The sequence below is a fragment of the Natronoarchaeum rubrum genome (assembly GCF_024494695.1).
The window spans coordinates 193,734-206,270 of sequence record NZ_JANHDP010000003.1; the positions used below are offsets into that span (position 1 = coordinate 193,734).

At 69.2% G+C, this 12,537-nt stretch carries 13 protein-coding genes; 8 read left to right on the forward strand and 5 right to left on the reverse strand.

Annotated elements, in window-relative coordinates; all coding sequences use genetic code 11:
* Positions 1-45 precede the first annotated feature (45 nt).
* From NO931_RS08620 to NO931_RS08640, 5 genes are all read right to left on the reverse strand, one after another.
* On the reverse strand, positions 46-186 hold the full coding sequence (locus NO931_RS08620; RefSeq protein WP_256391250.1) for a rubrerythrin-like domain-containing protein: 141 nt from the start codon (positions 184-186) through the stop codon (positions 46-48).
* A gap of 103 nt (positions 187-289) precedes the next feature.
* A complete protein-coding gene (locus tag NO931_RS08625) occupies positions 290-1,039 on the reverse strand; it encodes a metallophosphoesterase (RefSeq protein WP_256391251.1) in 750 nt (249 codons plus the stop codon).
* Positions 1,039-2,904, reverse strand: a complete 1,866-nt coding sequence (locus NO931_RS08630) for a hypothetical protein (protein WP_256391252.1) — start codon at positions 2,902-2,904, stop codon at positions 1,039-1,041. Before NO931_RS08630 ends, NO931_RS08625 begins: the two co-directional genes overlap by 1 nt.
* Positions 2,901-4,175: a Single-stranded DNA binding protein gene (locus NO931_RS08635; protein WP_256391253.1), complete on the reverse strand. Its 1,275-nt coding sequence runs from the start codon at positions 4,173-4,175 to the stop codon at positions 2,901-2,903. Before NO931_RS08635 ends, NO931_RS08630 begins: the two co-directional genes overlap by 4 nt.
* A gap of 144 nt (positions 4,176-4,319) precedes the next feature.
* Positions 4,320-4,880 carry a thioredoxin family protein gene (locus tag NO931_RS08640; RefSeq protein ID WP_256391254.1) on the reverse strand — a complete coding sequence of 187 codons (561 nt, stop codon included), beginning with the start codon at positions 4,878-4,880 and terminating at the stop codon, positions 4,320-4,322.
* 118 nt (positions 4,881-4,998) lie between these two features.
* Here NO931_RS08640 and NO931_RS08645 point away from each other — a divergent pair, with 118 nt between their 5' ends.
* The 8 genes from NO931_RS08645 to NO931_RS08680 all read left to right on the forward strand — a co-directional run bounded on the left by NO931_RS08645 (position 4,999) and on the right by NO931_RS08680 (position 12,352).
* On the forward strand, positions 4,999-5,709 hold the full coding sequence (locus NO931_RS08645) for a halocyanin domain-containing protein (RefSeq protein WP_256391255.1): 711 nt from the start codon (positions 4,999-5,001) through the stop codon (positions 5,707-5,709).
* 266 nt (positions 5,710-5,975) lie between these two features.
* Positions 5,976-7,124, forward strand: a complete 1,149-nt coding sequence (locus NO931_RS08650) for an acyl-CoA dehydrogenase family protein (protein ID WP_256391256.1) — start codon at positions 5,976-5,978, stop codon at positions 7,122-7,124.
* Positions 7,125-7,276: 152 nt separating this feature from the next.
* On the forward strand, positions 7,277-7,711 hold the full coding sequence (locus tag NO931_RS08655; protein ID WP_256391257.1) for an ester cyclase: 435 nt from the start codon (positions 7,277-7,279) through the stop codon (positions 7,709-7,711).
* Positions 7,712-7,828: 117 nt separating this feature from the next.
* Positions 7,829-8,074 (forward strand): hypothetical protein, encoded by a 246-nt coding sequence (locus NO931_RS08660; protein WP_256391258.1) that lies wholly within the window; start codon positions 7,829-7,831, stop codon positions 8,072-8,074.
* A gap of 320 nt (positions 8,075-8,394) precedes the next feature.
* Positions 8,395-9,165, forward strand: a complete 771-nt coding sequence (locus NO931_RS08665) for an ABC transporter ATP-binding protein (protein WP_256391259.1) — start codon at positions 8,395-8,397, stop codon at positions 9,163-9,165.
* Positions 9,155-10,459: an ABC transporter permease gene (locus NO931_RS08670; RefSeq protein WP_256391260.1), complete on the forward strand. Its 1,305-nt coding sequence runs from the start codon at positions 9,155-9,157 to the stop codon at positions 10,457-10,459. The genes NO931_RS08665 and NO931_RS08670 overlap by 11 nt, the downstream gene beginning before the upstream one ends.
* A complete protein-coding gene (locus tag NO931_RS08675; protein ID WP_256391261.1) occupies positions 10,456-11,682 on the forward strand; it encodes an ABC transporter permease in 1,227 nt (408 codons plus the stop codon). The genes NO931_RS08670 and NO931_RS08675 overlap by 4 nt, the downstream gene beginning before the upstream one ends.
* A gap of 76 nt (positions 11,683-11,758) precedes the next feature.
* Positions 11,759-12,352, forward strand: a complete 594-nt coding sequence (locus NO931_RS08680; protein WP_256391262.1) for an AsnC family transcriptional regulator — start codon at positions 11,759-11,761, stop codon at positions 12,350-12,352.
* The last annotated feature ends 185 nt before the right edge of the window (positions 12,353-12,537 follow it).

The window sequence follows — 12,537 nt, forward strand, 5'->3', positions numbered from 1 at the left end:
AGATGGAGAGAACAGATCAGCGGCGTCGTGAAGCGCCGCTGGCGCTCACCACCGCCCGACGGCCACGTTTCGGACCGTGCCGCCGCACTCGGGACACTCGCCGACCGCTTCGCCGGTCGTCCTGTTGAGACACTCGGTACACTCGTAGCGTTTCTCCGACGGCGTGTGCGGATCTGTGAACACCATGTGGGAAGTTGACGAACAACAACGGTTAAGGATTGCCCATAATCAGAACAATCGAACTAATAGTCCCTCATATTTTGCCCGGACGTACGGTTCTCGCGGGCCGTCAGATATCGCCGTACGCCCCGAGCCGCGTCCCGTCGAGCAGGTACGCCTGCCCGTCAGCCAACCCCTGCGGCAAGAACGGCGCCAGAAAGTCGTCCCCGGCGACGTTGACCCACGTCCCGCCCACGAGGTCGTTGTACGCCGGGAACGCGATCAGCTCCGGATCGGTCCACTCGACGCCGTCGAGTCGGTCCGCGACGGCGGTGCGGTCGAGCGGGCCGCGCAGCCAGACGCGCTCGACGCGACTGCCGCCGACCTCGTCTTCGAGGCGGACGCAGGGGTGCTCGTGGCCGATACAGACTACGTCGGCCGAGAGCACCTCCGGGGCCGGCCAGGTGTGGCCGTGGACGAAGCCGACGGCGCCGATGCGCACCCCGGCGCCGTCGGTGACGTCGACGCCCTCGATCCACGACTCGATGTCGCCGTCGTGGTTCCCCTTTACCAGGGTGACGGCGACGCCGTCGGGCAGCGACTCGACGAGCACCTCGATTTCGCCGCGCTCGGCGCCGCCGGGGCCGCCGATCGAGTGCATAAAGTCGCCCAGCACCACGAGCCGATCGGCGTCGGTCCGTTCGACGAGGTCGAGCACGCGCTCGCGGCGCTCCTCGGCGCGGCTCTCCAGGTTGATGCCCCGCTCCGATCGAAAGGCGGCCTCGACGCCGGCGTGAACGTCCGCGATCACGAGCCCGCGCTCCTCGCCGAGGTCGGCGGTCGCGGCCGGTGCCCCGGGAATCGGCTCGACGAGCGCCATCAGATGGGCTTGAGCGTGTCGTCGGTCGGCTCGTAGCAGCGCCCGCCCATCAGGGCCTCCTCGATGGCGTCCTCGACGTCGGGCTCGGTCATGCCGGTGTCGCCGATCACTTCGTCGATCAGGTCGCCGCGCTCGACGCCGTCGCCGTCGTCCATCTCCCGCATCGTCTCGACGACCACGTCGGTCAGCGAGACATCGTCCGGAATCGACGGCTCGGCGGGGTCCGCCGATTCGTCCGTCGGTTCGGCGTCGTCCGTCGGTTCGGCGTCGTCGGCCGGTTCCTCGTCCGGTTCGACCTCGCCGGACGCCGCGCCGGCGTCCTCAGACTTCTGGGCGGTTTCGGCTTCCGACACCGGTTCGGCCGCCTCCTCGGCGACCGCTTCGCCCTCGGCGACGGTTTCGTCGGTTTCCGAGACGTCGACCTCGCTTTCGGCCGCCTCGTCAGGATCGGGCGTCTCGATGTCTGCTTCGCCGGGTTCGGCGACCTCCGTGCCGGTCGAGAACTCGGTGCCGTACTCCTCCTCGATCTCCGCACGTTCCTCCTCGGAGAACTCGTACATCTCGTCGCCGCCGACCGGCGTTTCGGCCGCCTGATCGGCGTCCGCAGTTGTGCCGTTCGTCTCGACGGACGCATCGCCCGTCTCGAGAGATGCGTCGTCAGCTTCGACGTCGGCGCCCGCATCCGACTCGTCGTCTGCCTCACCGATGCCGCCGGGCTCGAAGTCGTCGAGGCGGTCCGCGTCCTCGTCGTCCGGCTCGTCCTCGGCGCTGGTTTCGGCGTCGCCGGTCGTTTCGGCCTCGGAAGTCGGGGCGGTCGCAGCCGCGGGGTCGGCGGCGGTGGACTCCTCGGCAGTCGAGTCGGCCGACGCCGACGCCCCGGAGTCGGATCCGGTGGACGCCGTCGCCGCGTCGGCGTCGGTCGCGGTCGATTCCGTTTGCGCATCCGTCGGCGCGGAGTCCGCTTCCGCGTCGGTCGATGCCGGTTCGGCTTCCGTGTCGGTCGACACGGATTCCGTTCCCACGTCGGTCGATGCCGACTCCGCTTCGGCGTCAGTCGCCGCAGCCTCGCCGCTCGCGGCTGCCGAACCGGTCGTCCCCACCTCGGGAACGGCGTCGACGAGGTCGATCAGATCGCCGGGATCGACGCTACCGTCGCCGTCGCCCGGCCGCACGCCGAGCTGGCCGGCCTCGTCGCGGTCGCCGGCGACGACCTCGGCGGCCTCGATCGCGAGATCGCGGACGGCCGCGAGGTACTCCGGCGTCGTCCCGTAGTGATCGATCGCGAGTGCGACGCCGCTGGCGAGGCCGGCGTCGACGCCGCGGTCGCGCAGGTGCTCGGCCAGCTCGTCGCCGCGCTCGGGCTGCTCCAGCGCGGTCGCCATCGTGGCGACGCGTTCGAGAGTCTGCTCGGCGGCCTGAACCGCCCAGCGGTCGCGCGTCTCGGCGTCGACCTCGTTGATGCTTTCCGGGCGGACCGACGTGTACACGCGATCGGAGTCGTCGGGCTGGAAGGTTCGGGCTTTCCCCGTCACGGCGAGGAACGCCGGCGGGTCGGTCCGTTCGAGAAAGGCCATCTCGTCGGGCTGGTACTGCCCGGCGTAGACGACGAAGGCGCCCGTCGGGTCGACGATCCGGGCGCGCAGCACCTCCTCGTTGACTTCCTCGATCTCGGTGAGGACGCCGACGGCGAACAGCCGGTTCACGCGAGCGCCCGTCGGCGTCACGACGTAGTTGGGGGCGCGCTCCTCGTCGCTCTCGGAGTGGTCGAGCGTCGCGTCGTCGTACTCCGCGGCGAACAGCCGGTAAGCGACCTCGCGGCGGCCCGCGCCGCTCTGGTCGTCGCCGTCCTCGCCGTTCGCGCTCATGCGTCCACCTCGCTGAGCAGGTCGGCAGCGCGATCCGCGGGGTCGTCCTCGACCTCGGCGAAGCTGCTGGCGTCCAAGTTCGCGCCGTACTCGTCGACCGAGAGGTGGCCGCGGACGCGGTACTCCCGGCCGACGACGCGCTCGCGGATCGTGTCCGCGACCACGGTCTGGTCCATCGCCTCTCGGGCCTGCTCGCGGGCGTCCTCCAGGTCGCCGCCGTAGACCTGCTCGGTGATCTCGTCGTCGAGCACGGCGGTGACGGTGCCGGTGCCGTCGTCGAGGATCGCCTTGACGCGCAGGTCGTCCTCGCCGTCCACGTCGCCGTGGGTTCGGCACTGACCCTTCTGGATGACCCGGCCGCACTCGGGACAGCGCTGGATCAGCCCCGACCCGTCGCGGATCGAGATGATGTGCCCCACCGCCTCGACGTCGTAGACGCCGCCGGCCTCGACGGCCTCGCGAATCGGCAGTCGGGTGCCGCTCTCGCTGACCGGCACGTCGTCGGCGAGCGCCTCGACCGTCGAGAACTCCGAGACGTTGATCGAGGGGACGCCGCGGTACTCGCGGACGTACGTGTTCTCGATCCGGACCGAGGCGCCCTCCTCGATCTCGGGATGGGGATCCCAGTCGGTGAACGGCAGCTTGGCGGTCTCGTCGGCGAGCACGCCGCTGAGGATCTCCGTCTCGCCGTCGCGGCCGTCGATCGTCCGGCGCTCGACCTCCGAGACGCGCACCTCCACGTCGACGCCGCGGTCGCCCGTCTCGATATCGACCAGTTCGGCGTCGCCGCCGATCTCGTAGGGCACTTCGAGAGTTTCCTCCTCGAAGGCGACGCTGGTCGACTCGCCGAGGTTGAGCTCGGGGCTACCGTCCCACTCGCGGACGCCGGCGTTCCCGGCGGTGATCGTGTCGCCCGGCGAGAGGCCGAAGTCCTGCCAGGCCGTGTAGTCGATCGTCCCCGACGCGTCGGCGAGGACGCCCTCGAAGATCACCTGATCCGATCCCTGATAGCGGATCGACCGCTTGCCGACGTTGAGCACGCGCGCGGTGACCGTGACGTTGCCGTCGGCGGTTGTGATCTCGTCGATGCTGTCCTTGGAGCGCGTGCCGCCGGAGCCGTCGCCTCCGTCGCCGTACTTTCGACGGAGGCTCTGAACGGCCTCGTCGATCGGCACGCTGTACTCGACCAGATTCTCCAGGTCCTCTTTGACCTCCTCTTTGTCGACACCGAGGTCGGAGGCGAGCTCCTCGGCACGTTCGTCTACCGTCATCGTCCGTAGTTGGAGCGGCCCCACTAAAAAGGATTCGCGGGTGGGAACTTCCGACCGACGCCAACGTCACGCTCGGTTTGCCGGTCGAACCGCCGGATCGGCGTCCTAGCTGGGGTTTGAGACGGCGCGACAACTCACCCGCGCTCAGTCTCGCCACTTGATCGAGCAGCCCTGGGACCGGAGCCACTCCTGCTCGACGGGCTCGCCGGCGAGGATCGACTCGACCGCGTCGCGGACGTAGAACTCGGTCGCCTCCTCGTCGGGATTCATCGCGTCGTCGAGTCGGCCCTGGTAGACGAGTCGGAACTCTCCCTCGTCCTTGCGGAACAGGAACGGATCGGGCGTACAGACGGCGCCGTACGCGCGGGCGACCTCCTGACTCTCGTCCCGGAGATAGGCGTCGTAGGCGACCCGGCCCTCCTCGACGTACTCCTGCATCGCGTCGAAGGAGTCGTCGGGATACTCCTCGGCGTCGTTGGAGTTGATTCCGACCACGGCGAGGTCGTCGTACGACGCCGCCAGTTCGTTGAGGTGCTCGAACTTCGCCTGCGCGTACGGGCAGTGGTTGCAGGTGAACACTACCAGCAGCGCCTCGGAGTCGTCGAACGACGAGGGAGAGTACGTGCCGCCGTCGACGCCGGGCAACTCGAACTCGGGCGCCGCGTCGCCGGCCTCCAGCGCCGGATCGGATTCTTTCAGAACCATATCGGTCGGTAACGTGGGAACGTAGTTGGTCGTTGTGACTCCGGAAGCGGGGGAACGGGAGGCGAACGGCGCGGGAGAATTTAAAAATGTATTAGCCGTGGGCCGACAAACCTCAGCTATGGACGACAGCGATAGGGACGGCGGTCCTCGGTTTACTCGTCGCAGCGCACTCCGGCGGACGCTCGGTGCCGGCACCGCACTCGGCGCTGCGAGCGTCGCCGGCAGCGGCTCGGCGCTCGCACAGCAAAACGAGTCCGGCAACGAGTCCGGCGGCGACGCCGGGGAGGGTCCCGACTGGGGCGACTGGTTCTCGGACGTCAGCAACTACCAGAGCACGCAGGACCTGCGCGGGCAGGACTCGGTCACCGTCGCGGTCGGCGCCGGCAACGGGTTCCTGTTCGATCCGCCGGCGATCTGGGTCGATCCCGGTACAACCGTCACCTGGGAGTGGACCGGCGAGGGCGTCCCCCACAACGTCGTCCACGAAGGCGGCGACGCGTTCGGCAGCGACCTGCTGAGCGAGGAGGGGGCGACGTTCGAGCACACGTTCGAGGAGGACGGACAGTACCGGTACATCTGTGAACCCCACGTCGGTGCCGGAATGAAAGGCGGCGTCGCGGTCGGCGATGTCTCCGAGCAGGCTGGCGGCGGCGGCGGTGGCGACGGCGGCGAGGAGTCCGGCGGCTCGGGCGGCATCCCGCCGATGCTCCAGATGATCGGCGCGGCGTTCATCGTGGCGTTCCTCTCGCCGCTACTGTTCGCGCTGTTCCTGTTCAGCCGCGGCAACTCTGGCGGCGACGCCGGCGGCCAGCGCGAGTACAGTCCCTGAACACCGTCAGGACGTGGCGTCGACGCCGCGGCTGCCGCGGCGTCCCGACGCCGTCGCATCGAACCTTCACTGCGGCGTCCGGACGCCGCGACGAAGAGTCGTTGCTGCGGGAGTGACGCGGCGTCAAGACGCCGCTCCGTAGGCTGGATTCGAGAGCTGGCGACTGCGGGGGCACTCGAAACCGACCGCCGGACCGGAAAACAAATCGTTCGCACCGTGCTATGCGTTCCCTGAGATATATCGGGGTCGCTCCCTTCGTCGGAGACATGGAACTGCTGGACGAGACCATCGTGCCGGAACACGCGCACGACGTCAAACAGGAAGCCCGCGAGTTCGCCGAGGAACACATCGCCCCCAACGCCGAGGAGTACTTCCGCAAGGGTGAGTACCCTCACGACATCCTCGAAGCCGGGCAGGAGGCCGGGCTGGTGGCCCAGGACATCAGCGAAGACCTGGGCGGGCGGGGCCTCTCGCTGACCGAAGTGCTCGCGATCGCCGAGGAGTTTTATCGGGCGGACGCCGGCATCGCGCTGACGCTCCAGCTCGCGAGCTTCGGCGCCGAGATCGTCGAGGAGTACGGCAACGAGGAACAGCACGAGGAGTATCTCCGCCCGGTCGCCGAGGGCGACCAGATCACCGGCCTCGCCGTGTCGGAGCCCGAAACCGGCAGCGACCTCGCGGGGATGCAGACCCGCGCCGAGAAAGACGGCGACGAGTACGTGCTCAACGGCGAGAAGTACTGGATCGGCAACGGCGTCGAGGGCGACTGGCTCACCGTCTACGCCCGGACCGGCGACGACGAAGAGAACCGCTACGGCAACCACTCGATGTTCATCGTCCCGACCGACGCCGAGGGGTACGAGGCCGAGCACATCCCCGAGAAGATGGGCTTCCGAGCGAGCAAGCAGGCCCACATCGTCTTCGACGACTGCCGCATCCCCGAGGAGAACCTCGTCGGCGCCGAGGGCGCCGGCTTCTGGATGCTCGCGGAGTTCTTCAACCACGGCCGCGTCGTCGTGTCGGGCCACGGCCTCGGGCTGGCCGCCGCAGCGATCGAGGAGGCCTGGGAGTTCGCGGAGGGCCGCGAGCAGTTCGGCCGATCGATCAGCGACTTCCAGGCCGTCCAGCACGGCCTCGCGGACATGCGACTGGAGTTCGAGAGCGCCCGCGCGCTCGCGTGGCGCGCCGCCGAGAAGGTCGAGCAGGGTGAGGACCCCGGCCTCTGGGCCGCGATGGCCAAGACGAAAACGACCGAAGTGGCGACCGACTGCGCCGAGCAGGGGATGCAGTTCCACGGCGGTCGCTCGGTGCTGACCGACCGCCGGATCGCGCGGGTGTACCGCGACGTTCGCATCCCGGTGATCTACGAGGGCGCCAACGAGATCCAGCGCAACCTGATCTACCGGCAGTCCTGAACGGGACCGACGCCCGCTTCGAGCGATCGAACAGCGGAATCGACGGTGATGTCCTGTCCGGGATCCTCGATAACTGTTAACGCCCCACACGACCTATCGTTACACGACGCCCGCCGGTGCTGAGGGGATCCGAACGGGCGCGGGAGAGAATCATGTCTCAAAGAACTACAGACGATATCGAACAGATCGCGCGACAGTACCCCGAGGAGGTGGCGACGAAGGGGAATCTCGACCACCTGGAAGACCTGCTAGCGGACGACTACGTCGAGCACGGCCCGTTCGGCGAGGATGTTCGGGGCCGAGACGCCGACGTCGAGAAGATGCGGGAGTTCCTGAACGCCTTCGAGAACTTCGAGGCGACGGTCGAGGATACCGTCACCGAGGGAGACACGGTCGCGATGCGCGTGACGCTCCGCGGAACTCACGAGGGGCCGTTCCAGGGGATCGAGCCGACGGGGAACTCTATCGAGGTGCAGAACATGGTGTTCACGCGCGTCGAGGACGGGAAAATCGCGGAGCGCTGGCTCCAGCTCGACACGCTCGGCCTGATGGAGCAACTCGATGCCGTCGAGCGGCCCTCGGTGTGAGGGACGGCAGTAGACACCTCTTTTACTAGCGGTTGGGACGGCGAGCACGATGTCCGCGATCGCTCACTGGCCACAAGGTATGTACCAGTTGCCTACCCGGTCGGCACCAGCACACCGATGCCGACCTCCATCGAATCCGACGACGGAACCGTCACCGTAGACACCTACTGCCCGACCTGCGGCGGCGACGCCGTTCCGCTGCTGGGCCGCGACTGCGACTGCGATCTCTCCGAGGACATCGTCTGCAGCGCCGTGATCGAGTACCCCGACAGGGAGCCGCTCCGGACGACGATCACCGACGAGGACCTGACCGTCGAGAAGCTGCTTTCGGCCGCCGTGCGGGCGCTCGATCGGCACGTCTGAGCGCGCAAGGAGGAGAAGTCGTGCGACCACCGAGTCGCGGCCTCGACGCCGAACTCTGCTGCAGATAGTACCGCGACCCCGACGTTCGGTTGCGTCCCGATCGGACGTGGTCCACGGATGGGTACGCGTTTGTGACCAGTTGGAACGGTACGAGTGCCCGTTCGACCTGTTTCGTTTCCAACCGTTTGATCGGGGTAAGCACGCTCTAGCGGAGTGAACAACCTCGAACCGACGTCCCGAGCGCCGAGGAGAGAGAGGTTAACCCCGCCGCCGTCCGGATAAGCGCAGAGATACAATGTACGGCGTCGCTCTCCGCTGCAGTGAGTGACTCCGTGAGAATACTCGATCGCTCGGGGCGCGGCCAGTCCGCGTCGCCGGACGAGGGCGAATCGACTGCCGCCGTCCGGCTCGACGACGTCACCCACGAGTACGGGACCGACAGCAGCCGGTTCGGCTCCGGCAACGAGCGGACACTGACGGCGCTCCGAGACGTCTCGCTGGACGTCCAGCCCGGGACGATCGTCGGGCTGAAGGGCCCGAGCGGCAGCGGCAAGTCCACGATCCTGCACGCCGTGTCGGGGCTGCTGGTCCCGACCTCAGGGACCGTCGAGCTGCTGGGGACCGACCTCACCGCTCTCTCGGCCCGCGAGCGCGTCCAGATCCGGCGTGATCACGTCGGGATCGTGTTCCAGCGGTTCCACCTGCTCCCGTCGCTGACGGCGCGGGCGAACGTCGCGCTCCCGCTCGTGCAGGCCGGCGTCCCGCGGTCGAAGCGCCGCGAGCGGGCCGAGCGGCTGCTGGAGCAGGTCGGTCTCGGCGACCGGACGACGCACCTCCCCGGCGAACTGAGCGGCGGGGAGCGCCAGCGCGTCGCGATCGCGCGGTCGCTGTCGACCGATCCCGACGTGATCGTCGCCGACGAGCCGACCGGCGAACTCGACACCGCGACGGGCGCCGAAGTGCTCGAACTGCTGACCTCGCTGGGCGACGACCGGGCCGTGCTGGTCGCCTCTCACGACAGCGCGACGCTGGCGATCGCCGACGACGTCGTCCGGCTCCGCGACGGCATGGTGATCGACGATGCGGGATGACGCCGGCGACAGGCGGCGCTCGCGCTGGCGGGGGCTCGTCGGGCTCTCGGCGACGCGGCTCTGGAAGCAGGCGACGACGACCAGGACCGGCCGGATGGCGGCGTCGACCGGCGCGGTCGCGCTGACGATCTCGATCCTGCTGGTCGTGACCGGAATCGCGCTGGCGCTGGCGACCGCCGGCGTCGTAACCGAGACCGACGCCGACGCCACCGTGGTCCCCCAGCAGGGCGAGACGCTCTCGGACGTCGGCGGCGTCGAGCCGGTGCAGCTCGGCGCCGCCAACGAGCGCGCCGCCGCGATCCGCAACCGTGGGGGCGTCGACCACGCGTCGCCCGTGCTCGTCGAGACGGTGCGACTGGAGGGCGCCGATAGCGAGGTGTCCGACGCCGAGAGCGGGGAGTCCGCCGCCGAGAGTCGATCATCGGGACTCGTCGCCCTCGTGGGCGTCGTCCCCGACGACGAGGAGCGCACCGTCGCGGGGCTGTCGACGGCCGGACTCGAACCCGGCGATCCACAGTACGCGAACGGGACCTACGACGGCCAGCGGACGGGCGAGATTGTACTCTCGCGGGCTGCGGCGGATCGGCTCGACGCCGCCGAAGGCGAGGCGTTTCGCGTCGTCGGGAACAGGACCGCGACCGATCGGACGACGTTTACGGTCGCCGGCGTCGACGCCGCGACGGGCAACGAGCGCGACGCCGACGTGCCCGTGGCGCTGGTCCACTTGAGCGAGCTTCAGTCGATCTCCGGCGCGAGCGCGGGCGAGCTCGCCGACAGAGTGCTGGTGTGGGGCGACGCCGAGGCGACCGAAGCGGCCGCCGGAGACGCCTATCCGAACGCCACCGTCGAGACCGCCGACGGCACCGACCCCTCGCAGCTGTTCGACGACGGGCTGGCCTTCGCCACCAGCCTGATCGCGCTGGTCGTCGGCGTCGCGATCTGCGCGGCGTTCGTCGCGACGACGATGGGGATCACGGTCAACGAGGATCGCCGAATGCTCGCCGTGCTGGAGGCAGTCGGCTTCCCGACCCACAGCCGACTCGCCGTCGTCGGCGTCTCGACGCTGGTGACGACGCTGCTGGGCGCCGTTCTGGGGATCGTCGGCGGCGTGCTGGGCGTCCTCGCCGTCGACGCCGTCGCCGGGGCGACCGTCGCCACCAGAACCGTCGCCGTGATCCACCCGCTGTTCGTTCCCTACGCCTTCGCCGTCGCCCTCGTCTCGGGACTGGTCGCCGTCCCGTACCCGCTCGTGGTGGCCGCGCGAACGAGCGTGCTCGACGAGGTGGGACGGTGAGCGTCCGCGGCGCTCTCGTCCGAATGCGCGCGGTCCTCGGACTGGCGTTCGCGCAGCTCCGCCGGGCGCCGGGACGCACCGCGCTCACCGTGCTGGCCGTCGCGCTCGCGGTGCTCTCGGTGACGCTGCTGGCCAGCCTCGGCGCCGGCGTCGTCGACAAGGGCGAGGAGGGGTTAGAGCAGGCCGACCGCGATCTCTGGGTGTCGAACGACCCGATCGATCCGGCCGCGAGCGGCACCGAGAACCCGATCGTCGACGCCCACGAAGTGGCGTCGAACGTGCAGGCGCGCGAGGACGTCCGCGTCGCCGAACCGGTTGCGTTGCACGGGCTGTACGTCGGGGCCGAGCGGTCGGACCTCCGGCGCGTTCCGGCCGTCGGCACGCGGCGAACGCACGAGGGCTTCGCCTTCGAGCGCGGCAGCGGGTTCGTGCTCGACGACGAGGACTACGCCGCGGCGAGCCCCTACGAGCCGACGCGAGAGGAGATCGTTCTCGACCCGCGGACCGCCGAGACGCTGGGCGTCGGCGTCGGCGACGCCGTCTACGTCGGCTCCACCAGGGCGAGCCTCCACGAGGTCACCGTCGTCGGACTCTCCTCGCATTACTCGCAGTTCCTGGGCTCGCCCGCCGCCACCGTCCCGATCACCGACCTCCAGGCGATGACCGGGACCGCCGGGACGGATCGGGCGACGTTCGTCATGGCCGATACGGTGGAGGGCGCCGACCCCGCCGCGGTTCGGGACGAGCTCGCGGCCGAGTACCCCGCCTACGACGTCCGGACGGGCGACGAGCAGGTCGAGAAACTACTTCAGGAGCGCACGCTCGTGCTCGCCAGCGGCGTCACGCTGGTCGGCTTCGCCATCCTCGGCGGCGCCGTCCTGACGATCAACCTGTTCGCGCTCGTGGCCTACCAGCAGCGCGACGAACTCGCCGCGCTCCGCGCGATCGGGCTCTCGCGCGGCGTGCTCGCGGGGACGATCGGCGCTCAGGGACTGGTCATCGGCGTCCTCGGCGGGCTCGTCGGCGCCGCCGCGACGCGCCCGCTCGCCGTCGGACTGAATCGCCTCGCCGAGCGGGTCGTCGGATTCGAGGCGCTCCTCCAGCCGTCGCCGCTGATCTACGCCGCCGGGCTCGCGCTCGCGATCGTGCTCGGGGGCGTCGTCGCGCTCGTCACCGGCTGGCAGGCCGGGCGGTACGCGAACGTCGAGCACCTGCTGGCGTGACCGCTACGATGGCCGCGGGACGGCTCCGCACGGACCCAAACACGTTTCGCGCTCGATCCGCAACCTCGAAGCAACCGTGGCGCTCGACGAGACCGACGCCGAGATACTGGAACTGCTGATCGAAGACGCCAGCCGATCGTACCGCGAGATCGCCGACCGCGTCGGGCTGACGGCGCCGACCGTCTCCGAGCGCGTCGAGCGCATGCGCGAACTCGGCATCCTCGAACGGTTCACCGTCGCCGTCGACCAGTCGATGCTGGCGACCCAGGACGCCCGGCTCGTCGAGGTCCAGCTCGCGCCCGGCGACGCCGAAGCGCTGGCCGACGAGCTCCGGGATATCGACGTCGTCGAGCACGTCATCCGGACGGAGAGCGGGCGAGTGCTGACCCACGTCCACGCCGGCGAGCCCGAGGTCCGGCGCCTGTTCTCTGACCTGCTGGAGGGCCAGGACGTGCTGTCCTACGACGTCGGCGGCGTCGTCGAGTCGTCGTGGAACCCGGATCTCCGCAGGGGCGAGTTCGCCATCTCCTGCGTGGAGTGCGGGAAGGAGGTCGACGACGACGGGCTCTCGCTCGAACTCGACGACCGGCAGTACTTCGTCTGCTGCGAGTCCTGCGAGTCGCTGTTTCGGGAACGGTACGCCGAACTGCAAGACGGGGCCGAGAGCTGAACACGCCCGACTAGCCGGCGTTCGGGATGGCGCTCGCCGACGAGTATATCGAAATTCCCAGTTCCTCCCGCGACACCGCGGGTTCAGATCGGCGAGAAAGACCAATTCGTTAGCTTCGTTCGCCACGAGAACCGAAGTTCGTTAGGGGAAACCCGCTTCAAACTATAGCCCGTATCTAGAGACAA